This is a genomic window from Vibrio sp. 1167, from assembly GCF_033340375.1.
Taxonomy (GTDB): Bacteria; Pseudomonadota; Gammaproteobacteria; order Enterobacterales; family Vibrionaceae; genus Vibrio; species Vibrio alginolyticus.
In genome coordinates, this window is the sequence record NZ_JAWOWK010000001.1 from 538061 (window position 1) to 560488 (window position 22428).

The window sequence follows — 22428 nt, forward strand, 5'->3', positions numbered from 1 at the left end:
ATGTAATGCTAAAAAATAACCACTAAAAACAAATGGTTATTATCTTATTCCAAATACAGAATCGACAATGAGTTAGAAGGTAGGGTGAAGTTGAGTGGAAAAAATCTAAAAAAAGTAGCAGAACGATACGAGAAGTTTAGAAAAGATTGGCGACCATTTCTTCCCGAAACAAAAATCTTCATGAAACAAAAATGCGCCCCAAAAAGGAGCGCATTTCTTACTTGAATAAGTTATTCCCAATCAAGAATAACTTTGCCTGACATACCGCTGCGCATTACATCGAAGCCTTCTTGGAAGTCATCAATCTTGTAGTGGTGCGTGATGATTGGCGATAGATCCAGACCAGATTGGATCAGTGAAGCCATCTTGTACCAAGTTTCGAACATTTCGCGACCGTAGATACCTTTGATCACCAAGCCTTTGAAGATAACTTGGTTCCAGTCGATACCCATGTCTGACGGTGGAATACCTAGTAGTGCAATGCGACCACCGTGGTTCATTGTGGTTAGCATTGAGTTGAATGCTGCTGGGTTACCAGACATTTCTAGACCAACGTCGAAGCCTTCTGTCATGCCTAGCTCAGCCATTACGTCTTCTAGCTTCTCTTCAGCCACGTTTACTGCGCGTGTTACACCCATCTTACGAGCAAGTTCTAGACGGTATTCGTTCACGTCTGTGATCACTACGTGGCGAGCACCAACGTGCTTTGCTACTGCCGCTGCCATGATACCGATTGGGCCAGCACCTGTGATAAGCACGTCTTCGCCTACTAGGTCGAAAGAAAGTGCTGTGTGTACTGCGTTACCAAACGGGTCAAAGATAGACGCTAGATCGTCAGAGATGCCTTCAGGGATCTTGAACGCGTTAAACGCTGGGATCACTAGGTATTCTGCGAATGCACCTTCGCGGTTAACGCCCACACCAATCGTGTTACGACATAGGTGAGTACGGCCGCCACGACAGTTACGACAATGACCACACGTGATGTGACCTTCGCCAGATACGCGGTCACCGATTTCAAAGCCACGAACTTCCTGACCAATCGCAACCACTTCACCCACGTATTCGTGACCGACAACCATAGGCACTGGAATGGTTTTTTGTGACCATTCGTCCCAGTTGTAGATGTGTACGTCTGTACCACAGATAGCGGTTTTCTTAATTTTGATCAGAATGTCGTTATGGCCAACTTCAGGTTTATCAACCTCAGTCATCCAGATGCCTTCTTCAGGCTTTAGCTTTGATAATGCTTTAATTTTCATAATGTAACCTTAATTAAAGGCCCTATTGTCTAAGGCCTAGAATCTTAAATAAGACCCATGTCCTTACCAACTTGGATGAACGCGTCGATTGCACGGTCTAGTTGCTCGCGAGAGTGCGCCGCAGACATTTGAGTACGGATACGTGCTTGACCTTTTGGTACTACAGGGAATGAGAAGCCGATTACGTAGATGCCTTTCTCCAGCGCACGCTCTGCAAATTCTGCTGCTACTTTTGCGTCGCCAAGCATGATTGGGATGATTGCGTGGTCAGCACCACCCATTGTGAAACCCGCGTCTTCCATACGAGTACGGAAGTGTGCTGCGTTTTCCCATAGACGATCACGTAGGTCACCGCTCTCTTCTAGTAGATCTAGAACGCGGATAGAAGCGCTTACGATTGCTGGTGCAACAGAGTTAGAGAATAGGTATGGACGAGAACGCTGACGTAGCCAGTCAATCACTTCCGCTTTACCAGATGTGTAACCGCCTGAAGCGCCGCCCATTGCTTTGCCTAGCGTACCAGTGATGATGTCGATACGGTCAACCACGTTGTGGTGCTCGTGCGTACCTGCACCTGTTTTGCCCATGAAGCCAACAGCGTGAGAGTCATCAACCATAGTCAACGCGCCGTACTTCTCTGCTAGGTCACAGATAGCCGGAAGGTTTGCTACTACGCCGTCCATTGAGAACACACCGTCCGTTACGATAAGAATGTGGCGAGCACCTGCTTCTTTCGCAGCGATCAGTTGTTGCTCTAGCTCTTCCATGTTGTTGTTTGAGTAGCGGAAACGCATTGCTTTACATAGACGAACACCATCGATGATTGACGCGTGGTTTAAAGCGTCAGAGATGATTGCGTCTTCTTTGCCTAGAATAGTTTCAAATAGGCCCGCGTTTGCGTCGAAACATGATGTGTAAAGAATCGTATCTTCTTTACCTAGGAACTTAGAAAGCTTCTGCTCAAGCTCTTTGTGGATGTCTTGCGTACCACAGATAAAACGTACTGAAGCCATACCAAAGCCGTGCTCGTCCATGCCTGCTTTACCCGCTTCGATAAGTGCCGGGTGGTTAGCAAGACCAAGGTAGTTGTTCGCACAGAAGTTTAGTACTTCTTCACCAGTAGAGATTTTAACAGCCGCTTGCTGTTGAGACGTAATGACACGCTCTGATTTGTAAAGGCCTTCCGCCTTTACTTCTTCGATTTGCTGCTGAATCTGTTGGTAGAATGCAGAAGACATTTGAAATTCCTTCCTAGTTATTTTGGCGAGTATTTACTCGTTTAGAATTAGGCTTAGCCTTTATGTGACGGTCGTCACGGGCTATCACTCATCAATTAATTGTAGTGTAATTCAAGGAAGGAGGAAGGATTATACCTTAAGGTGGAAAAGCATTAATGAATCCTAGGCACAAATTCAATTAATGCTTTTCTATGAGGTTGTTATAAAAGGAATTATAGCCAGGTAGGCTTAGCCAAAAGTGCTTCAAAGTCCTTAGCAGGTAATGGTCGGCTATAGTGGAAACCTTGTCCGAACTCACAGTTTAGGTTTTTCAGGTAATCCACATGACGCTGTTCTTCGATGCCTTCTGCGACGATCTTAAGATCCAGCGCTTTCGCCATTGCTATGATTACGTTGACAAGCTCGCGGTCTGAGTCGTTCTCGAACATATTTTGCATAAAGCTACGATCAATTTTTAAGCGGTCGAACGGAAACTTCTGCAAGTAACTCAGCGCAGAATAACCAGTACCAAAATCATCAATAGTAAGTTTGGTGCCTAACGCTCGTAAGTTATTAAGCATGTCTAATAGCTCAGAATCGTGATTGAAGAGGAGACTTTCTGTCACTTCAATATCGAACTTATCTGACGGAAGACCAGACTCCTCAAGGCTGTGTTTAATAAACGTAAGTAAGCGCTCGCAGTACCTAAATTGAACACTAGAAAAGTTTACAGAAACAAACAACGGAGTCAGACTCTGCCATTGTGCCGCTTGTCGACACGCTTGTTGAATAGCAAACTCACCAATTTGATGAATTAAACCATTTTTCTCTGCAATAGAGATAAACTCTTCAGGGTTTACAAATCCGTACTTGTCATCATTCCAACGCATTAGCGCTTCTGCACCTACGATTTTACCACTACTCAGCTCAATAATTGGCTGATAATACAGCTCTAATAACTGATTGGAGATCGCACTTCTCAGACGATTTTCCAGATCCAAATAGCGTTGCAAATCTTGGTTCATATTATGGTTATAAAAACAAAAGCCATCACGCCCATCTTGTTTCGCCCGATACATTGCCATATCAGCACATGCAAGGAGCTGCTCAGCGTTGTCTCCGTCATCCGGGAACACAGACATTCCAACGCTGCTACTCAAGAAGAATTCATGGTTGTTCCAAACAAACGGATCGTTAAACGCCGAAAGCACACTTGAAGCAACTCGCTTTGCAGTATCATTATCAGGCAAGTCTGGGATGACGAGTAAAAACTCATCCCCACCAATTCTCGCCAATAAGTCTGTTTTTCTTGCGACTTGATACAGTCGCTGAGCACTGAGTTTAAGGATTTCATCCCCAACAAAGTGTCCCATTGAATCGTTAATCTGCTTAAAGTGGTCTAAGTCGATGAACATCACCAAAACTTTAGACCCACTACGCGATGCCCTAATTAACTCCAAAGCCAATCGCTCGGAACCATAACTACGATTAGGTAAATTGGTTAATGTGTCATATTTAGCTTGGAAGGCGAGTTCTTTTTCAGACGCTTTTCGACGTTCAATTTCGTTCGTTAATTTTTTATTCTGTTTAGAAAGAATATCTTTACGCTTTTTTTCTTCCTCAAGCTTAATTTTCAATTCAATCCTATTATTGTTCGTGATGAATGCATAACATAAAGCAATGACGATCATAACGGCGAGAATACTCAAACCAATAATAAAGAGCCGTGATGTAAATATATCTCGTTCACTCAAAGGCTCGAACCACGCCATCAATTTGAAGTGATGTTTATCCACAGGCACTTCAAAGTAAATTTTTCCGTCTATAGCCTCAGAAACGAAATAGTTCTCATCCTTATTGTGAGAAGGTGTTTTATTTATGGTATCCCATACAACCATTTCCACGTCTTTTATTTTTAGCACCATTCGGCTATAACTATCTTCGTGTTCTTGGTTAGTAAGTTGGTCAATAACAATATTCTTATTAAGATCGGCAATTAAAAAGGCAACAGGCTTTCCGGAGAACTTAACTTGCTTAATGACTTGAATGCGAACGTCATCATTGTATCGCGTCGCACAAACCTCTTCGGGATGCCCGTGTTGAGTCATTAAGGTTTGTATGTCCATTTTGTGCTCGGCAAGGTTTTCAGATCCAGTGGTGACAATGGTGACTCCATCACTGCCTACCAGCGTGAGCTTCTTATAGATTTGGCTGCTATTAATTAGCTTACTGTCTATCTTCTCATCGAAGCGACGCTTTAAATTAATTAGACTGGCACCTAATCCATACTCCATTGACATGCCAGAAGCTAAATTACCAAAGAATGTTTGTATTGTTTTATCTGTAGCTAGATTATCAACATCTTCACTCGCTATGGTAAATAAATTATCGAGTGTGCTTGCATAACTTTTTACTTTTAAATCTAGTTCTCTGTATTGAGATTCTTTTAATTTATTTTGACCTACGCTAGTCACAGTAATAAGCATAGCTAAGTAAATTGAAACTAATATTGCGCTTATTGTAATAAATCTTTTACTGGAAAATTTTTTAACGGCCTTATTCATCGGACTTTCTTTTTATCTTCTATAAAGTAATCGTTATAAAAGTAGTAAATAGATGGATAGTATTTTTTTACTAGTTTTTCGTATGAACCGTCTTTTTTTATCGAGTCTAAATAACGATCAAATGCTTTGCGTAATTCAGGGGAATTTTTACGGAATGCAACAGCCATTTTTTGATTTTCAGATATAGGGCCAATGACTTTTATTTCACCCGGCCATTTTTCGAGGGCAATTAGCGTATCCGCAACATCTAATAATGTGCTTTCCGCATCATTTTTCATTATCGCTGGAACCATCTCATTAAGGAGACGCGCCCCATCAGGTAATATAACTTTTGCACCTGTGTCATATAAGTCATAAAGGTTAGGATCCAAGCAAGAATGTTCTAAAGCTAACACTTCGCGACCATCGATCAGCTGCTTGACGTTTTTAACATCTTCATCGACCGACCCACTTGGTTTAATCGGGCTCAGACTAGAGTCGGATCTGGAAACCAACCATACACCTGAAGGAAAATAATCTTGTGAAAAATCGACAACCTCAGAGCGCCAATCAAGAATAGTAACGCCATTTGCGATCAAATCGCCTTCAATTGGAACACTTTCTCCGACAACAGCCTGCTTGTTGTGATATTGCACATTTTGCCCTGTCAACTTACCAACCACGTCGCTCCACTGTGCTGGAACATACTGGTACTGAACACCTAACGACTTGGCAAAACCTTTTATTATCTCTACATCCAAGCCAGTCAAAGTTTCCACTTCACCTTGTTCAATATAGGAGACAAAGTTAGCGTACGGGACACCAATGTGACGCAGTACACCGCGTTCACGGATTTGTTGTAAATCGTCTGACCAAGCGGCAGACGACGCAACAGAGGTAACCATGAGCGCCACCGTCGCTAAAGTTCTTTTGAATGTTATGACTGACATAATAATATCCTTACCTTTCACAAAGCGCCCAATAATGGGCGCTTGAGTGATAAACAACGATGTTAGAACGACGAGTAATACAAATTCGTCATCGCCACTACGAGCCCTTCCACATCTTGTTCGTCATGGAACAAATGCGTAGAGATACGCAGCGCGTAAGTATCAAAGTCATCATCCTTATGCAGCTTAAAGCTAGTCGTACGGATGATGTAACCATACTCTTCACGTAAACGATCTCGGAATTCCGTCAGTATCTCTTCATTAGTTACATCGGAGAACGGGTTAACCGTCGTTAAGCCACTGGTTAAGCCTTCCACGTTTGGTGAATACATTTTGGCTTGTGGTAAGTACTCTTGAAGCAAGGTTTTACATAAACTACCAAGGCTTACAACTCGCTCTTCGATACGGTCTCGACCAATCTCATCCCACATTTTGCAACTATCAACTAGTGCTTGTTTCGCAGGATAGTTATCGTTACCAATGTATTGCATTTGCAGCTGTTTACCCAGGTAATCAGCATGAGAAAGTGAGGAGTTGATCAACCATAACGGGTTCTCTCGGTCACTCCAATACTCATTCAACCGGTTACCGTTATCACGAACATACAGAATACCCGTCGCGCCCGGACCACACTGCCACTTATGACCAGATCCTGCATAGAAATCACAATCCATATCGTGGAAATCAAGGTCAAACATACCGACCGTATGCGCGCCATCAACAAGAGTAGGTACACCATACTCTTTTGCTAAAGCACAAATGGCTTTTGCTGGTAGCGCGGTTCCTGTTTTGTATGTGATATGAGAGAAAACAATTAGGCGAACGTTTTGATTCGCATCAAGCGCGTCTCGGAACGCTTGAATGTAATCTTGCTCAGAAACGTTTTCGGTACCAGTAAATACTGGTAGTTGAATTTCTACCACATCCACACCAAAACGATGTTTCGCTACGTTCATAGGTGATGTTGCAGCAATATGTTCATGGTGTGTCGTTAGAATCACATCACCTGGTTCAAAGTGTAAGCCATTAATGATCGAGCATAAGCCATCAGTAGTGTTGCGGCTGAGAATGATCTCTTCTGGGTTAGCACCAAAACCTGGTGCGACGTCTTTAACCATCTCAGAAACATACGGCCAAGAGCCAAATTTGCCTTTCATATCCCAAGGATATTTAGCCACTAGCTTGTTGTTATGCTCGTAATCTTCAAGAACATGTTTTGGCATTGAACCTGTTGTACCAATGTTCATGTAAGTGGTTCGTTTGTCCAAAACGAACTGTCTTCGCACTTTACGCCAGAAGCGCTTATCGTGTTTTCTACCTAGCCCGCGGCTGCTCCAATCAATTTTCTGTTCTCGTGCTTGAGCTACGCCTGAGAAAGCGGAAGCACTCACACCAGCAACAACAGCTCCTGTTGCGCCTTTCAGAAAATTACGGCGGCTGCTATTAGTCTGAATAGATTCCTTGTCTTTCATCTTTTTCAATCCTTGTCGGAAATTAGCCATATTATTAATTTTAAGTGCGTAACTATCTGTTACTAAAACATTATTACCCATTACAATCAGAGTTTAATTTTTTCCTCTGCCATTAAGTGACTTTAGTTCCAATTTTTTATCTTATTTGATGATATAAGCAACAGTTTGACCACAAATCTATAAACAACAATGTTCACATTAATATATTCGTTAATTTGACTATTCTTTATTGCGGACAATTCCACCAAATTCTTTATAAAACAATTATGAGCTTTGTTATAAAGTCATTAAAAATTTAACTTTGCGTTAATTTAAAGATATTCAGGCTATTTTAAGATTGGCGTCTATTCTTTTTATATCTTAACGATCTCAACATGTTAAGACTAAATAAAAGAAAGCTGATTTCGGATCGAGATATCAGTTTAAGACCATAAAGTGATACACATCACTCTATGACATAAACTCACCGCTCAACAGGCATAAGTAAAACAGGTTTTCACTAATATGTGCTTGAGCGTACACCCAAAAAGAAGGAGGTCCCATGTTAAAAGGATTGCTATGCATTTCAGTTGCATCCGCTCTTGTCGCCGCCCCTAACGTGCTAGCAAAAACGGTAGAAATGACTGCTCTCAACACCAATGAGAGTGCGGGTACCATTGAGATTTCACAAAGTGATTATGGCGTTGTTTTTACGCCTCAATTATCAGGTTTGTCAGCAGGTGTGCACGGTTTCCATGTTCACACTAATCCATCTTGCGATAGCATAGAAAAGGATGACAAAACCGTATTAGGCGGCGCAGCAGGTGGCCATTATGATCCTAACAACACAGGGAAGCATGGCTATCCTTGGACCGATGACAATCATTTAGGCGACTTGCCTCCACTCTATGTGGACATGGACGGCAATGCCAATCAGCCCGTTGTCGCGCCTCGCCTAAAATTATCGGATTTAAAAGGTCGAGCGTTAATGATCCATGCAGGTGGTGACAATCACTCCGATCACCCAAGTAAGCTAGGTGGTGGTGGCGCTCGCGTCGTATGTGGTGTTATTGAATAAACATTAACTTATGTCTCACACTTCTCTTTAGATTGCGAGAAGTGTGAACTTCTGTTGATACTGAGAGGAGGTTGCATTGGTCTCAAGATAGCTGTGGTGAAGCATTAAGATCGATTGGACAATCTTCGTCCCGATCCCCAAAGAACCGCCCTCCGCTTCTTCCTCGATGTGATTGACGAAGGTAAAGTGGATACGCGACTTATCCTCACTCAAATGCGCTTGGCAATGCACTTCCGAGCCGATTGGGCTGTGGCGCAATGCATTTTCAAGCAGGTTCAATACCAACCTCTCCAATAGCCCCTTGTCACCCACAGTTTTGATTTCGCTATCGATATCCACTTTCAACACCACTTCTTTACGAGAAAACTGGCTCTGCATCGTTTCGGCACATTCTGCCATCAACACGCCAAGATCTACGGGGCGGTACTCGTAATTTGGCATTGGAGCTTCTTTGCGCGCAGCGTCTAACAAAGAATGTAATTGAGTTGAGAGCTTCTCACAATTTCGGAAAGCAACGTCAATCAAAGGGTCGGATTCCGGATGTTGCAAACGCCACGTTTCCAAATAGCCAAGCACGCTCGATAACGGCGTTTTTAAATCATGACTAAGCTGCAACAAGCTTTGACGACGATGAGACGATTGATATTCCAACTGTAAAAACTGTTGCTGAATGTGCTTCGCCATCATCTGATAAGAGTGCGCAATCGGCACGAGCTCCGGCACTTGGTGAGTAAAATCAGGTTGCAGGCGGAAATCATGTTCAGCTTGCTGTTGAAGTTGCTTGGTCACACGCTCAATCGGGTTCAACAGGCTACGTTTCACCAGCACATAAGCCCCAAGAGCAAAGCCCAAAATGGACACTAAAACCAATCCTGCCAGCGCGATGTAAGGAGTATCGACTTGAGCATTGGCAATAGCGTCATGTCGGGTACTGCCAATCACCACGTAGAGATAACCGACCGTAGAACCTAATTCCTCTATCGCCGCGACAGAAAAGACTTTGTGCTCACCACGATTACGTGGGTCTTCACCCAAAATAGGAAAAGGTTGGTCATTTAAGAATTGCTTAATGGGATTGAGATCCACCTTCCCCATGATCTCTGCCCCTTCCGGTGCTGCATGGGTGGTGATGTTACCTTGGCTATCGAGGAAGTAGATTTCAAAATCAGGGCCGATCAGCATGAGCGTGTGAAAAATCGACTTGAGCGCTTTAGGGTTGTAATCCGTGCCGATCATTAGCGGATTATCGTCACGCATATGGCTAGCTAGCTCTTTATGCAGGCTTTGCTTAGTGCGTAACTCAATGGTTTCTTTTTGCCAATTGTAAGTCAGTGCAATCACCACCGCCGCGAGGCAGAACCACAAGCTAGTAAATACTACCAAGCGAGATTTGAAGCTCATCCTATCGCCTCCTTAAACAGCGATGTTTTAGAAACACCCGTGATGATTGAAAAGTGACGGTGAAAACAACTGCCGACTTACTGTCTTGGCTTGATGTTTTGACTTACTTTCTTGCATTAGTGTCTTGGTTGAAACTTATACCCAACACCCCAAACAGTTTGAATGAAGTGATGATCAGAATCAGACAAAGACAACTTGCTGCGTAAACGGTTTATGGTGCTACACACCGTGTGGTGATAACCAGAATGACTGGTATTCCAAACGTGATCGAGCAATTCATCTTTACTGTAGACTCTGCCCGGACGAGTCGCGAGAAACTGCAGCAAAGTAAACTCTGTCGCGGTAAGAGTGACATCCTTGTCGTTTAAGGATACTTGGTGCAACTCCGGAATGATTCTCAGCGGACCAAAATCCATCGCATCATTGAGGACTTCATTTGCTACTTTGGCTTCTACGGTTTGGCTGACTCTGCGTAGCACGTTTCGCACTCGTGCTTGGAATTCTAATACGCTAAATGGCTTAGTGATGTAGTCATCAACGCCCGCTTCTAAACCGTCAACCTTGTCCATTTCACCGTCTCTGGCTGTCAGCATGAGCACTGGGCTCCAATCTTGTTGCTGACGCAAATAATGGCAGATGTCTAGGCCATCACCATCTGGTAAACCTCGGTCAAGGATCAATAAATCAAAGGGTTGTTGCTGGTATTGCGCTTTAGCATCGGCGACATTTGTGGCTCGCGACACTTGGTGTCCTTGAAACTTGAGATGCATCTGAACCAGTTCTGCCAAATCATCGTCATCTTCCACCAACAAGATGTTCGCGACTAAATTGATTGCCTGTTGTTCCATGGTCCTTTCCTTGCCTTCGAGTATCCTCACTTTGCACATGACCGGAACAAATTAGAAATTCTTTCAAAAAAGGTTCCGATGACGCCATGAGGGATAAAGCGCTCGGCTACAAGCGCTTTGGAAAGGAGACGTCATCGGAGCCTGTGTTACTCGACTCGAGTGATGGTGACTTTCGCACCTGGGTTCAGGAAACGATGGTTCGCAGAAAGTGCTGAGTTTACTAATCCGTCATCTTGGCTAACAACACCCGCATGAAAAGCAACAATGTCATTGCTGTCATTACGTGCGGCATTGAAACCCTCACCGCCACCTGCTGGGCCTGGAATGGTTGCGGCAAGTTCATCGTTCAGTTCCGTGCCAGAATCCCAAACGTTCATGCTCATTTCATAGCTTTCACCCACTGCGAGCGATTTGAGCGATAGCCCCGTTTCGCCAACAAAGGCATCATTGGTATTCACAAACATAGACGCAACAGACAAGTAACCGTAACGACTAGGGTCAACCGTGATGGTGACTTCGTCCGATGCACCCGGCAACACCAATCCATTACCCGAAATACCTTGGTAAACACTGTCATTGCTGTTCATCAACTCAATCAGCTCAGCGTTACTCCCGCCTTCGGCAAGATGCTCAAGTTCAACAGATGCGGCTTGTCCAATTTCAAACAGTTGGTAGTCACCATTGTGAGTGAGTACCGCGAGCGGAGACATAGGTTGATTCGCAGTCAAGTTCGCCACGTTGACGGTGTAGCGGTACGATTTCACTACATCGTTATCATCATCGCTTGGACAACCGGCGAGCAAGCCGACTGAAGCTGCAACTAGTAAGATTCTGTATTTCATACATCCCCCTTACTTCACAACGATTGTGATGGTTGCAACTGGGTTTAACCAACGATGGCTGCTGCTGTCTAGGTCACTGATGCCGCCGGCTGGATCGCTATCACCAAGGTTACCCGGATGCACGTGAACTTTGTCGTTAGTTACCGTTGCTTCAACGCCTGTGCCGCCAGTACCAAAGGTAATGAAAGGTGGGTTTGGCATGCTAGACGCAAGTTCATCGTTCGCTTCTGTACCGGCATCGTAACTTCTTAGCGTTGCTCGGTATGTACCCGCTTCCGTTGGAATCTTCCAACTATCCAGACCGACGAAACCATCATTGGTTGGCAACAACATCGCGCTCAGAGAAAGATAACCGTGGTCGCCACTGTCCAAGGTGAAGGTGGTTGCAACACCCGGATTCAAAATGCCACCAGCAGGATTCTCAACCACCGCACCACCAGCGTTACCAATCACACTAGCAAGACCAGAGATATCACCGCCTTCTGCCATTGCTTCTAGTTCTGGCGTTGCTGCTTGACCCGTTCTGAACATTTGAAGATCAGAATCATGTGCGGCAACAATAAGAGGCGTAAAGTAGATGCCTTTGGTTGCGTTTGTCACGGTGATTTCCAATTCCGCCGCATTCACTGATGCAGAGCCTAGTGCCATAGCGACTGAAGTCATGACGAGTCCGAGTTGGGTACGTTTTTTCATTGTGATTCCATCCTTTAATGAGGGTTGAACTACCCAAGCCCATGTGTACGGCTTTACTTCTTTGTTCGTGACTTGAGTAGGTTAAGCATTACGTTTCGAACGTTTTGCGTTCTTGCCTCTAAGAATGACGAGCAAATCTATCAGCAACTTCATCGAATTCTCATAAAATTCTCACAAGTTCTGTTCGAATTCTGTCAGCAGCACTTTTTTACTCTTAATCAGGTGTTTACACGTCGCGCTTTCCCCTCCTACAATGCGATATTCCCTGTTTAAATCACGATTCTCACCATGATTCATAACGTTCTGTCTGCCTACTATGGCGAAATCTACGGCATCGCTTTTTTCAACCACTACTTGAGCCATTACACCCAAAGTGAACAACAAACACTGTGGCAAACCTTGATTGAAGTGGAAGAGCTAACCGCAGAAAAGCTCAAACCTGTACTGCTAACAAATGGCATGGATATCGAAAGTCGACACCAAGAGATGCTGGATAAAGGCTTGGCAGATGCAACTAAGTGGATTGGTTTACCATGGCAAGAGTTGGTGGCGACTCTTCTGAAGTGGGTAGAACCTTATGAGGTCAAATATCGAGAGTGGCATGAAGAAGTGAACGCTTCACAACAGTATTCAATCGCTGAGCGAGAAGCTATCGAGTTAATTGCAGACCATGAAACGGCCATTTATCACTGTTGGCAGCAATACCATACTGGTGAATCTGGCTTGCCTGCACTCAATGCATTTTTGGCAAAATATCGTTAAAGCGAGACGGTGACACTTGAACCTCGTGAAACCGTACCAGACAATATCGTTATTCCGCTGCGCAGAACTGAACAATTATGGTTAATCCAAAACTCATTGCCCTACTTCCTGATCTTGCTTCGTTTATCTTGGTGGTAAACGAAGGCAGTTTTACCGCTGCAGCCAAACAACTCGGCGTGACGCCATCGGCTTTAAGTAAGTTGATCACACGGTTGGAACAAGCCCTCTCGGTGAAACTGTTTGAGCGCACGACTCGTAAGTTGATCATCACTCAAGCAGGACAAAAGGTTTATGACCAAAGCATTGCAATGGTGAATGCCGCGCAGCAAGCCGTTGAGCTATCTGCGGAAGATCATTCTGAGCCAACAGGCGCACTCACAGTAGCAGCCCCTGAAGCATTTCTTAATTCGGTTCTTCAACCGTTTGTGTTGCCATTCCTAGAACGTTATCCAAATATTCAGCTTAAGCTGCGTGCAGCAGATGGTGAGATTGATCTTTTCCGCCAAGGTATTGATGTCGCCTTTAAGCTCACCGACAAACCCGATGAGAATCTGGTCCTCAAAGAGATCAGCAAGACCAATCTTGTTTTGTGCGCCTCTCCAGATTACCTTACCAAACACGGTATGCCAGAGCATCCGACTGAGCTTGAGCAGCACGATTGTATTTATCTTGCGGAGAACGACAAAGACAACATCTGGTCTTTCTTTAAAGAAGAAGCGTTCCACTCGATTGCCGTGAGTGGACGTTACGCCGTTAACCATTCTCAAATGCGCTTGAATGGCGTTAAGTCAGGCTTAGGAATTGGGATCTTCCATGACTTTGTGATCAAAGACGCGTTAGAGCAAGGAGAAGTGGTGGAAGTATTGCCGGATTGGATGATCAAGAGTAACTACCACGGAGCTATCGCGATGCAGTATGCACAAACCAAATACATGCCTGCTCGTCTGCGCGTGTTTATCGACTTCGTTAAGGAGCATTTAGTCTCCGAGGACACTAACCATGCTTGAGGATACGAGCCATGTTTGAAGAGGCTAACCATGTTTAATGCTATTCATCACGTCGCGATCATTTGCAGCGACTACCCAAGGTCAAAACGCTTTTACACTGAAGTGTTGGGGTTAAAAGTCATTGCCGAGAACTATCGTGAAGCCAGAGACTCCTACAAGCTTGACCTCGCTTTACCTGACGGCAGTCAAGTTGAACTGTTTAGCTTTCCGGGCGCACCAGAGAGACCGAGCTTTCCTGAAGCGCAAGGGCTACGGCATCTCGCTTTTTTGGTTGATGATGTTGAACAGGTGAAAGCCTACCTAGAATCAAATGACGTTGAAGTTGAGCCAATTCGTATTGATGAATTCACAGGCAAAGCCTTTACCTTCTTCCAAGACCCAGATGGCTTGCCATTGGAGATTTACCAGAAATAAAAAGAGCCAGCACGTCGCTGGCTCTTTTACCATTCCATTCTTTGTCTGTTACTAATTCAACGCTGTTTTCAGCTTCTCAACGCGGTTAAACAACAGCCAATCCAGTGCAAGAACCGTAACAATCGCGAAACCGCCCATCGGGAACGCGAGACACAATATCACTAACGTTACTAAGCCAAGCTTCCAAATACTGTCTTGCTGAAACTTAGGTGGCGCCCCTAATGCAGCACTGCGACTTGGTCTACGAATCCACCACATCACCACGCCTGTGATTGAGATTAAGATGAACGCCAAACAGAACACTACGTTGAGTACTTTGTTCAATATACTCACATCACCTTGATGCAATGACACACCTGCCGCCATGAACTTGGCAAATAGGCTGTAATCTTGCCACGTTACATCCACCAACAAGCGACCGGAATACTGGTCAAAGTGGCTGGTGCGATCTTGTCTTGGGTCAGAGATATCGCCACCCATAGAGTTAGCTGCAACGGTGTAAACGCCCGTCTCAGAGCGTGGCAAAAACAGCTTATAGCCAGTGAAGCCCATCATTTCAGCCTTGAGGATGATATCATCAATGGAGAGCGCATCATGACTGCCTGCGTATGCCGTCTCTTCCTTCATATTGGCATGATCATGAGCGGGCTTATCTTTCGACTCTGGCACAGCAGCAAGCTCTAAGTTCCATGGCATCTCTTCTGATGCACCATGGTTAAGATCTTTATGTGTCAGTGTGGATTCCGGTTTCTCACCCCATGTGTAATAGGTTGGGAAGGTATTCCAAGCTTGTACCATTTTCGCACCCCAGATCCCTGCCCACGACAATCCTGAAATCAAAAAGAACAACAGCACAATCGACAGCACACCACCTAAATTCGCATGCAGGTCACGAATCAAAATTCGAGGGCCATTGTTAAAGCGGATTTTCAAAAAGCCGGCGCGGCTGGCATTGTCTCTAGGTAACCAAAGGTACAAACCAGACACCAACAGCAAAATCCCCAAACTTGCGGCGATTTCAATTAAGCGGTCACCTAGGTCGCCGATGAGCAAGGTGCCGTGAATGCTGTTCATCAGTTCATAGATGCTATCACCACGATTAATGGTGCCTTGTACGTCTCCTGTGTAAGGATTTACTGCAACAATCAGAGAGCTGCCTTCTTGGTTTTGAATCGAGAATCGGTTGGCAATATCGGCCGTTTTAGCAGGTACAAATTGAGTGACATTAAAATCGGGATACGCCTGCTTTACGGTTTCTAATTGTGCAGAGACAGGAACCATTTGTTCTTGTGGTGAAACTTGTAATGTCGCTTCGTATCGAGCCAATTCGATTTCGTCATCAAACAACATCACCAACCCCGTGAGGGAAAGCATGAGCATAAATGGAATGACGAACAAACCTGCGTAAAAGTGCCATCGCCACGTCATAAAGTAGATGGATTTTAAGCGTGAGGCTTCCTTGAGTTGAGGCTTTGCCGAGTTTCTCAACATGTGTATTTTCCTTTTTTCATTGTTGAACACCCAAATTGAGCCAAACGCATCCTGCACATACGCATTCGTATGCGGCGCTAATTGACTTAGATTCAGGAGTACCACTGCTCGAAGTGGCAGTGTTGCTGACTATATACCCAAGTGACTTCAAGATGCTGGATTCAGAGCGTTGTCATTGATTCGAGTGCAAAGAAAACAACGCTGTGTAATAGACAACTCTTTCCAAGTTGTTTGAAGCAGCAATCGGAGCAATGACACGCTCCCGAAGGGCGAGTTGCCTTGGCTTGTATACTTTGTTGTCGATATCTTGATTTAGACCCACTAGACCTTTAAATCGCCGCCGCGTCTACAAACCAAGTCATTCTCGCTGAACCAAGCATCTCGAGGTTACTTGGGTATCGTGTAATTGTTTTCGTTATGAGAAAAGGGAAACTGGCGGCGCTCTAGGAACTGGTGTTTCAAATCGCACACTTAGAGCCAAATAAGCGTAGCTGTCAGAAGTCACCAAGCTCTGTCTTGAAAGTATCGGTGTCGTTGGAAGTGTATCGTGATGAAAAGTCGAGAAGTGGCTAAACGGACAAGGCTTGCCTTTGTGGCTGACCGAATTGTCGCCCTCTTCTATTTGGACCAACTCAAAACCGTTAAGCGTACATAACGTCGCCCACACGCCCATGCTGTTACCATGAGCATTGATAACAGGCATCAGCGTCACTAGCACCCAACTGAGAGCACTAGCAAATAACATCGAGCGGTAAAAAGGAATTAATCTACGCATAACGGTGACTTAACAAATTTCACACAGCGTAACCAATTTTGAGTGATAGCTCAAAAACAGGATCAATAAGTGCTTGCTACCTCACAGGTTTTCTTGAATGCATCGATTGACAGTCGCAAAAAAGCCCGCCGAAATGGCAGGCTGATAATGTGTTCATTCATTACTTAGAGATAACGCGTAATCCACTGCCACGAGCAAATGCTCCGCTCAGTAGATAATTAGCCAAACAACTTGCTCCAAATGCTTGGATTGCGCTTGTCGTGGTACTCTTCACGAAGACTATCGATTTCACGCAGTTGAGCTTTTGCTTCTTGTAGCTTGCCCGCATCAAGATCCGCTTCAATCTTATCTAGCGTTACCGTCAGCTTGTTAAAGCCTTCTAAGTAAGTATCAAACTTCTCTGGTGGGTAATTACCACGCTTAGATTGTTCAACAATCGCTTGCAAGCTATCAATCGCAGATTTCATGGTTTCGACATCAGATGCTTCTGCCGCCTGTTTGAATTCCATCTTCATCTGTTTCATGTTTTGTTTTAAATCAACCGCTTCTGCCATTGCGTATGTTGAGCCAAACGCAATCGCACACCCTAGGACTAAAGGACGTAACATTTTTCACTTCTCCATTTATAGTGCCGAATTCTGTGTCGGCTTTATTCACCCAAATAACCTACGCCATAAAAGGCGAAAAACTAGCTTAGTTGAGTATTTCCGGGTCGCAGTGTAAAGCAATCTGGCGTCGGGTGCATACCTTAAATGTAATCAAGTTTATGCGTTGAGAATGCTGTCATATTCTGCAATTGGTTTACGGCCTCTCAAAGCTAAGAAAGACAAAAACTGCTGAGCGGTGTGAGTAATCACTTTCTTGCTATCAATACCCACTTTGTCCATTAACTCTCCAACCAAATCCAGATTACCAACATCGTGACAGAAGTGCGCGTCACTGCCCGTGGTGAAGAAAACACCGAGATCTTTCCCGATTTGTGCAATCTCGTGGCAACGGTCTACGCTGCCTACTCGGCTGTTGCCTTTCAGCGTGGTGTTATTAATTTCAATCGCGACATTGTGCTCTTTCGCGCACGCTAAAACGGTCTGAAAATCAAAGTCGAAATTTGGATTACCAAGATGACCGAGCGCATCAATACGACCACTCTGAATGACATTAACAAGTGCTTCCGTGTGAGTTTGCTTGTTTGCAGGACGAAAAACGGGTTCATGAAAACTCGCAATCACCCAATCTAAGTTGCGGTCCACACTCAGTGGAATATCAATGTCGCCTTCGGTATTCATAATGTTAGATTCAACGCCGCGAATAATCGCAACGCCTTCAAGAAAGCGAGGCAGAATTTTCTGGTTAGAGAAGAACCAGTAATGAGGCGCACCCGGCATTGATTCTGCGTGATCGGTCGTGCAGAACATATCCAGCCCGTTCTCTTTTGCCAACTTTGCATTTTCAATCAAGGTACTGTACGCGTGACCACTTGCGTACGTATGTGTATGGGTATCAACTTTAAATTCCATCATCCACTCTCTAAGGTGCGCTATCTTGCGTGCTATTGTATACCTTCAGGCAACGCATCGTCAGCCCAAGATAAGCAAGAACCCTAAGCTTGCTCTTCACTAATGGCTTTTATCAAGGGTAAGGCTTTTTCCCATCCGTGATTAAACATAGAAACAAAGTCGTTGTGAGTATGAATGGTAACATTGAGTAGTAAACGATCGTTGTTGGTATCGATCTGGTAGATCTCTCGCGATCCGATCCACCTAGATGCTAGGTCAGCATCGAGTTGTTGACGATTATCCGGATTAAAAATGGCAACATGATGAAATTCAAGTTTTTGAAGCGGTAGCACCGTATCTATGATCGCCCTTGTCCCGCCCATATCTGGATCAAAAAAAGTGATGCCACCTCCTTCTTCCCAAGCTCCTTCAAATTGAGACTGCGGTGAAAAGGCTTGTGCCCAACGTTTATACAACTCAACATCGGTTAGCACTTCCCACACTCGTTGCGGTGTCGCCGAAATTTCGACGTAATAATTTAGCGTAAGCATGATTTCTCTCCCTGAACCTTTCTTGACGCTAGCCCATACTCAGGAAAAATCAAACCACACGACCAATTTATCTACCTGCCCCCTTCATTTTCCGACAGACTAAGAAGTTCTCGCTTGTAAACCGCCACTGCGATGCGCCTTAAAGCGAACCCAACATGTGTTCAGTATGATTGCGAGCACTATTAAACTCATCCCAACAATTTGACTTTGACTCATTCGGTCTTCAAAAAACAGGCTCTGCCAAACCGCAGTGAACAATAAGTTAGTAAAAATGAGTGGCGCAAGTTGAGAGCCACTGCTTGCCAGTTTATATGCTTTGGAGCGAAAAACTTGGGTGTTAATGATCATCAGAGACATCATACCGATCCACAGCGTATTTGAAGAAATCTCAGGCGCCATAACACTCATATTAAGTAACACGTCGAAGTCGTTAAACAAAGTTAGCGGCAACAGAAATACGGCAGCAAATCCAAACGCCCAAAAGTTGATTTCTAGCGGCGACATATTTGTTTTACTCACTTTATATAACGTAAGCTGAGAACCAGAATTGAAGAGTCCCCCAGCCAAACCGAGCAATAAATCCGCTCGCCATGTAATCTCACTTCCACCGCCCGCTAACATAACCACACCAGTGAACGCCATTGCTAAAGCCACCAATGTTGAAACACGAATGCGCCCCCTCATGAACAGCTTTTCAACCAAGGGAATAAATAATGGGCCAGTAGCAAACAACACAACCCCTTCTACCAGCGTTAACGTTTGTAATGACGCGATAAAGCAAAGTTGTGACAAACCGATACAAAGAGCACGCAATAAAATAGGCTTTAGCGTGCCCGCTTTAGGAAAGGTAAGGTTTTTCACACGAAGTAAGATAAGCAAGATAAGCGCAGGCACCAAAAAACGTAAGAAGCTAAATAGTGTGACGGAAAGTTCGCCTGACAACTGCTTTGCTAACAGTCCAGTAACAGATAAGCTTAACGTAGACATCAACATGAAAAGGATAGATTTATTTACAGCATTCATTCAATACTCCTTAATATATGGAGCATTTTAAAAGACATCACTTATCGTAAATAGCGAGTAATATTAACCATTGATGTAAGAAAAACTTACAGTTTAACTTATCTATCACCAGCTACGGTTTTTAAATTATGCGGAAACTAGTCCCCTTAAAGTCCATCTACGCATTTGTTGCAGTAGCTGAGTCTGGCAGCATGACAGAAGCAGCACAGATATTAAGTGTGAGCCACTCAGCCGTAAGTCAGGCGATTAAATCGCTGGAGAGTCAAGTCAACAAGCCTTTGTTTGATCGCATAGGCAGACAAGTTCAACTCAATGCGGACGGTAAAAAGTATTACCGAAAGGTGGCACCCGCTTTAGAGCAAATTGTCGATGCAACGGAAGCACTCATCCAAGATCAGAACTTGCAACGTGTTACGCTCAATATGGTGAATTCATTGGCTCTTCACTGGTGGATTCCTCGAATGTCAGATTTACAAGGGTTTGCTCCTCAATTAGACGTTCGTTTATCAAACCTGTCTGGCAGATTCAATTTAGAACAAGAAGGTATCGACGCGGCCTTGGTGCATGGAAATCCCGAAGAATGGCAGGATTACTACTGCGAAAAGCTCAGTGAAGATGAACTGGTTTTGGTGTGCAGCCCTGAATTGTTAGCGACGACAAAGGACTCAAACATCACTCAACTCTTAAAGCAGTATCCCATCATTGAAGTTACTAACGAGCGAAGAAAAAACGACTGGAACGTGTGGCAGGACGCGACGGGTATCCAGCGACCTAAAAATAAAAAACCAATCACTTTTAACATGTCGATACAAGCCGTCCAGGCCACAACTCGTCGTTTGGGGTTATTGGTCACTCATCGCTTGTTTGTGAAGGATGACATCAAATATGGTCAGCTAATCGAGCTGGGTGAACCCGTCATTAATCCTCATCAACAGCTTTACTTTGTATGCCCGCCACACAAGCTAAAGCTTGAATCGTTTCATCTGTTGCGATCTTGGCTACAACAATCATTCAACTATTAGAAACTTTTGTTAAGCACATTCACTGAAAAACTAGTATAAAGTTAGAAGAGCACTTTTCATCCAAGGATGGTTTATGAAGCAGTATCAAATATGGCTAAGCGCACTCTGTTTTGCAGTATCTTTGAGTACGACCGCTGAAGCAGAAAATGATAACCGCCTTTCAGAACAAGGGATCTCCACGGCAATTATTGGGGGTCAGCAGGCTACCCAAAACCAACTTCCTTTTTTTGCACGTCTTATTCTACATAAAACTGGCGCTAATCAGTTTGCCAATATTTGTGGGGGAACCATTGTAAACGACCGCTTCATTTTAACTGCGGCCCACTGCGTAGAACCAAGCGTTTTTACTGATGGCTGGACAATCAACGATCTACGAGTGCTAGTCAAAAACCCTACGATGAATGACGTGTTTGTTGAAGAATTCAAAGATGTTCGCTCTATCACGATTCATCCTGATTATGTGCCTAGCGATTTATGGATTAATGACATCGCTGTCCTTGAATTGACTAGACCTATCACCGATAACGTCCAATCCATCACTTTACCGCAAGACTTTGGAGACTACAGCAGCAAGTCAGTTTATCAGATATTCGGTTTAGGTCAGACCTCAACCAATGATGAAAGCCCCCCTAACTATTTACGCTGGGCAGAAGTAAAACCCCTTACCGACACCCAATGCGCTTCGTTGGTAACAGGGTTTAACGCTCAAGAAAGTTTATGTGCGAATGGATTTCCTGAACGAAGCTACACTGGCATCTGTCGTGGTGACTCAGGCGGTCCTCTCACCTATCAAGACAATAATGGTATGTATCAGCAAATTGGCATTGTGAGCTACGGTTCTTCAGTTTGCGAATCCGCTGCGATTCCAAGTGTGTTTACCGAGATTTTGAACTATGCAACATGGATTGAGACCCAAACCAGCTCAGGTGTAAAAACCAGTTATAACGCCCTCTTAGCAAGTTCGGAAGATTATCATAGCGAAGGGGACTCTGGCTTTGAGCCTGTCGATACCAACACATCTGGCTTTGGTAACAACGGCAGCAGTGGCGGCGGTGCTCTCGGATCAGGGTTGATCATGCTTGGAGGCTGGTTTGGTTGGCTAAGACACCGCAGAAATTATTCGCGCTCCTAGTAGCGTCAACAAGACATCATAATATCTTGCGCTTAACGCGAGAGTTAATGATGTCTTCAATCATCTTTTGCTCTTTTTTCGCTTTTTCATAGTTCTGCTTAGTACGCCAACGTTCAAGCACTTTTTCTAACCCTTGAACGCGTGCGTGCTTGTTTTCTAGCGTTTTCTGTACAGATGCACATTCCGCTTGCATAACGGCTTGCTCTTGCTCGTGGTGACGAAGCATTCTTTGTAGCATTTGGTCAACACGATTAAAGTTCATCAAAGCCGCGCTCGTCAGCGTCGGACCGGTTCGGGTTGATTGTCCAGCGTGGCCTTTCAACGCCGACAACTGTTCCAATTGCATTGAAAGATGGGAGTGACGCTGACGCATGGCATCAAGTTGTTGACCCACACGGTCACGCTGTTTTTCTTCCATTTGCTGTAACTTGCCTACGGCTTTTAACTTGGATTTCATTTCAGCCTTGTCA

At 44.4% G+C, this 22428-nt stretch carries 22 protein-coding genes; 6 read left to right on the top strand and 16 right to left on the bottom strand.

Annotation, left to right across the window (positions count from 1 at the left end):
* Positions 1-230: 230 nt before the first annotated feature.
* The 5 genes from tdh to R7Z78_RS02365 form a co-directional block, all read right to left on the bottom strand.
* The gene (gene tdh, locus R7Z78_RS02345; RefSeq protein ID WP_005383983.1) at positions 231-1262 is read right to left on the bottom strand and encodes an L-threonine 3-dehydrogenase; all 1032 of its coding nucleotides are present in this window, start codon (positions 1260-1262) and stop codon (positions 231-233) included.
* Positions 1263-1306: 44 nt separating this feature from the next.
* Positions 1307-2500 carry a glycine C-acetyltransferase gene (locus tag R7Z78_RS02350; RefSeq protein ID WP_005375095.1) on the bottom strand — a complete coding sequence of 398 codons (1194 nt, stop codon included), beginning with the start codon at positions 2498-2500 and terminating at the stop codon, positions 1307-1309.
* A gap of 212 nt (positions 2501-2712) precedes the next feature.
* Entirely contained in the window at positions 2713-5043 is a 2331-nt protein-coding gene (locus R7Z78_RS02355; protein WP_064354925.1) for a putative bifunctional diguanylate cyclase/phosphodiesterase, read from the bottom strand.
* Positions 5040-5972, bottom strand: coding sequence for a transporter substrate-binding domain-containing protein (locus R7Z78_RS02360; protein ID WP_005375093.1), 933 nt, complete (start codon positions 5970-5972; stop codon positions 5040-5042). The genes R7Z78_RS02355 and R7Z78_RS02360 overlap by 4 nt, the downstream gene beginning before the upstream one ends.
* A gap of 62 nt (positions 5973-6034) precedes the next feature.
* A complete protein-coding gene (locus R7Z78_RS02365) occupies positions 6035-7444 on the bottom strand; it encodes an aminotransferase class V-fold PLP-dependent enzyme (RefSeq protein ID WP_005375092.1) in 1410 nt (469 codons plus the stop codon).
* 541 nt (positions 7445-7985) lie between these two features.
* Here R7Z78_RS02365 and R7Z78_RS02370 point away from each other — a divergent pair.
* Positions 7986-8501, top strand: a complete 516-nt coding sequence (locus tag R7Z78_RS02370) for a superoxide dismutase family protein (protein ID WP_104976434.1) — start codon at positions 7986-7988, stop codon at positions 8499-8501.
* Positions 8502-8528: 27 nt separating this feature from the next.
* Here R7Z78_RS02370 and R7Z78_RS02375 read toward each other — a convergent pair whose 3' ends face one another.
* From R7Z78_RS02375 to R7Z78_RS02390, 4 genes are all read right to left on the bottom strand, one after another.
* Positions 8529-9902, bottom strand: a complete 1374-nt coding sequence (locus R7Z78_RS02375) for a sensor histidine kinase (protein WP_104976433.1) — start codon at positions 9900-9902, stop codon at positions 8529-8531.
* Positions 9903-10018: 116 nt separating this feature from the next.
* Positions 10019-10750 carry a response regulator transcription factor gene (locus R7Z78_RS02380; RefSeq protein ID WP_054574909.1) on the bottom strand — a complete coding sequence of 244 codons (732 nt, stop codon included), beginning with the start codon at positions 10748-10750 and terminating at the stop codon, positions 10019-10021.
* Between the two features lie 146 nt (positions 10751-10896).
* The gene (locus R7Z78_RS02385) at positions 10897-11592 is read right to left on the bottom strand and encodes a spondin domain-containing protein (RefSeq protein ID WP_033906706.1); all 696 of its coding nucleotides are present in this window, start codon (positions 11590-11592) and stop codon (positions 10897-10899) included.
* A gap of 9 nt (positions 11593-11601) precedes the next feature.
* Entirely contained in the window at positions 11602-12285 is a 684-nt protein-coding gene (locus R7Z78_RS02390) for a spondin domain-containing protein (protein WP_104976431.1), read from the bottom strand.
* Between the two features lie 288 nt (positions 12286-12573).
* Here R7Z78_RS02390 and R7Z78_RS02395 point away from each other — a divergent pair, with 288 nt between their 5' ends.
* The 3 genes from R7Z78_RS02395 to R7Z78_RS02405 all read left to right on the top strand — a co-directional run bounded on the left by R7Z78_RS02395 (position 12574) and on the right by R7Z78_RS02405 (position 14468).
* Positions 12574-13047: a hypothetical protein gene (locus R7Z78_RS02395; RefSeq protein ID WP_033906704.1), complete on the top strand. Its 474-nt coding sequence runs from the start codon at positions 12574-12576 to the stop codon at positions 13045-13047.
* Between the two features lie 77 nt (positions 13048-13124).
* Positions 13125-14054, top strand: coding sequence for a LysR family transcriptional regulator (locus R7Z78_RS02400; protein ID WP_017635503.1), 930 nt, complete (start codon positions 13125-13127; stop codon positions 14052-14054).
* Between the two features lie 30 nt (positions 14055-14084).
* Positions 14085-14468 (top strand): VOC family protein, encoded by a 384-nt coding sequence (locus tag R7Z78_RS02405; RefSeq protein WP_009704980.1) that lies wholly within the window; start codon positions 14085-14087, stop codon positions 14466-14468.
* Between the two features lie 51 nt (positions 14469-14519).
* Here R7Z78_RS02405 and R7Z78_RS02410 read toward each other — a convergent pair whose 3' ends face one another.
* The 6 genes from R7Z78_RS02410 to R7Z78_RS02435 form a co-directional block, all read right to left on the bottom strand.
* Positions 14520-15959, bottom strand: coding sequence for a PepSY-associated TM helix domain-containing protein (locus R7Z78_RS02410; protein ID WP_104976430.1), 1440 nt, complete (start codon positions 15957-15959; stop codon positions 14520-14522).
* A 415-nt stretch (positions 15960-16374) separates the two neighbouring features.
* Positions 16375-16734: a hypothetical protein gene (locus R7Z78_RS02415; protein ID WP_080276971.1), complete on the bottom strand. Its 360-nt coding sequence runs from the start codon at positions 16732-16734 to the stop codon at positions 16375-16377.
* Between the two features lie 218 nt (positions 16735-16952).
* Positions 16953-17342, bottom strand: coding sequence for a cytochrome b562 (locus tag R7Z78_RS02420; RefSeq protein WP_021035869.1), 390 nt, complete (start codon positions 17340-17342; stop codon positions 16953-16955).
* 156 nt (positions 17343-17498) lie between these two features.
* Positions 17499-18251, bottom strand: a complete 753-nt coding sequence (locus tag R7Z78_RS02425; protein WP_005375066.1) for a phosphatase — start codon at positions 18249-18251, stop codon at positions 17499-17501.
* An 83-nt stretch (positions 18252-18334) separates the two neighbouring features.
* Entirely contained in the window at positions 18335-18781 is a 447-nt protein-coding gene (locus tag R7Z78_RS02430) for an SRPBCC family protein (protein WP_005375065.1), read from the bottom strand.
* Between the two features lie 99 nt (positions 18782-18880).
* Positions 18881-19804, bottom strand: a complete 924-nt coding sequence (locus R7Z78_RS02435; RefSeq protein WP_005375064.1) for a DMT family transporter — start codon at positions 19802-19804, stop codon at positions 18881-18883.
* Between the two features lie 128 nt (positions 19805-19932).
* On the opposite strand from R7Z78_RS02435, the gene R7Z78_RS02440 reads away from it, so the two are divergent.
* A complete protein-coding gene (locus R7Z78_RS02440) occupies positions 19933-20826 on the top strand; it encodes a LysR substrate-binding domain-containing protein (protein WP_005375063.1) in 894 nt (297 codons plus the stop codon).
* Between the two features lie 73 nt (positions 20827-20899).
* Complete coding sequence (locus R7Z78_RS02445; RefSeq protein ID WP_005375061.1) at positions 20900-21958, top strand: S1 family peptidase; 1059 nt, start codon at positions 20900-20902, stop codon at positions 21956-21958.
* Between the two features lie 16 nt (positions 21959-21974).
* Here R7Z78_RS02445 and fliJ read toward each other — a convergent pair whose 3' ends face one another.
* Complete coding sequence (gene fliJ, locus R7Z78_RS02450; RefSeq protein WP_104976429.1) at positions 21975-22415, bottom strand: flagellar export protein FliJ; 441 nt, start codon at positions 22413-22415, stop codon at positions 21975-21977.
* Between the last annotated feature and the right edge of the window lie 13 nt (positions 22416-22428).

Bases quoted from the DNA above. Each gene is read 5' to 3' on its own strand.
- tdh (WP_005383983.1), bottom strand. From the start codon at position 1,262: ATGAAAATTAAAGCATTATCAAAGCTAAAGCCTGAAGAAGGCATCTGG.
- R7Z78_RS02350 (WP_005375095.1), bottom strand. From the start codon at position 2,500: ATGTCTTCTGCATTCTACCAACAGATTCAGCAGCAAATCGAAGAAGTA.
- R7Z78_RS02355 (WP_064354925.1), bottom strand. From the start codon at position 5,043: ATGAATAAGGCCGTTAAAAAATTTTCCAGTAAAAGATTTATTACAATA.
- R7Z78_RS02360 (WP_005375093.1), bottom strand. From the start codon at position 5,972: ATGTCAGTCATAACATTCAAAAGAACTTTAGCGACGGTGGCGCTCATG.
- R7Z78_RS02365 (WP_005375092.1), bottom strand. From the start codon at position 7,444: ATGAAAGACAAGGAATCTATTCAGACTAATAGCAGCCGCCGTAATTTT.
- R7Z78_RS02370 (WP_104976434.1), top strand. From the start codon at position 7,986: ATGTTAAAAGGATTGCTATGCATTTCAGTTGCATCCGCTCTTGTCGCC.
- R7Z78_RS02375 (WP_104976433.1), bottom strand. From the start codon at position 9,902: ATGAGCTTCAAATCTCGCTTGGTAGTATTTACTAGCTTGTGGTTCTGC.
- R7Z78_RS02380 (WP_054574909.1), bottom strand. From the start codon at position 10,750: ATGGAACAACAGGCAATCAATTTAGTCGCGAACATCTTGTTGGTGGAA.
- R7Z78_RS02385 (WP_033906706.1), bottom strand. From the start codon at position 11,592: ATGAAATACAGAATCTTACTAGTTGCAGCTTCAGTCGGCTTGCTCGCC.
- R7Z78_RS02390 (WP_104976431.1), bottom strand. From the start codon at position 12,285: ATGAAAAAACGTACCCAACTCGGACTCGTCATGACTTCAGTCGCTATG.
- R7Z78_RS02395 (WP_033906704.1), top strand. From the start codon at position 12,574: ATGATTCATAACGTTCTGTCTGCCTACTATGGCGAAATCTACGGCATC.
- R7Z78_RS02400 (WP_017635503.1), top strand. From the start codon at position 13,125: ATGGTTAATCCAAAACTCATTGCCCTACTTCCTGATCTTGCTTCGTTT.
- R7Z78_RS02405 (WP_009704980.1), top strand. From the start codon at position 14,085: ATGTTTAATGCTATTCATCACGTCGCGATCATTTGCAGCGACTACCCA.
- R7Z78_RS02410 (WP_104976430.1), bottom strand. From the start codon at position 15,959: ATGTTGAGAAACTCGGCAAAGCCTCAACTCAAGGAAGCCTCACGCTTA.
- R7Z78_RS02415 (WP_080276971.1), bottom strand. From the start codon at position 16,734: ATGCGTAGATTAATTCCTTTTTACCGCTCGATGTTATTTGCTAGTGCT.
- R7Z78_RS02420 (WP_021035869.1), bottom strand. From the start codon at position 17,342: ATGTTACGTCCTTTAGTCCTAGGGTGTGCGATTGCGTTTGGCTCAACA.
- R7Z78_RS02425 (WP_005375066.1), bottom strand. From the start codon at position 18,251: ATGGAATTTAAAGTTGATACCCATACACATACGTACGCAAGTGGTCAC.
- R7Z78_RS02430 (WP_005375065.1), bottom strand. From the start codon at position 18,781: ATGCTTACGCTAAATTATTACGTCGAAATTTCGGCGACACCGCAACGA.
- R7Z78_RS02435 (WP_005375064.1), bottom strand. From the start codon at position 19,804: ATGAATGCTGTAAATAAATCTATCCTTTTCATGTTGATGTCTACGTTA.
- R7Z78_RS02440 (WP_005375063.1), top strand. From the start codon at position 19,933: ATGCGGAAACTAGTCCCCTTAAAGTCCATCTACGCATTTGTTGCAGTA.
- R7Z78_RS02445 (WP_005375061.1), top strand. From the start codon at position 20,900: ATGAAGCAGTATCAAATATGGCTAAGCGCACTCTGTTTTGCAGTATCT.
- fliJ (WP_104976429.1), bottom strand. From the start codon at position 22,415: ATGAAATCCAAGTTAAAAGCCGTAGGCAAGTTACAGCAAATGGAAGAA.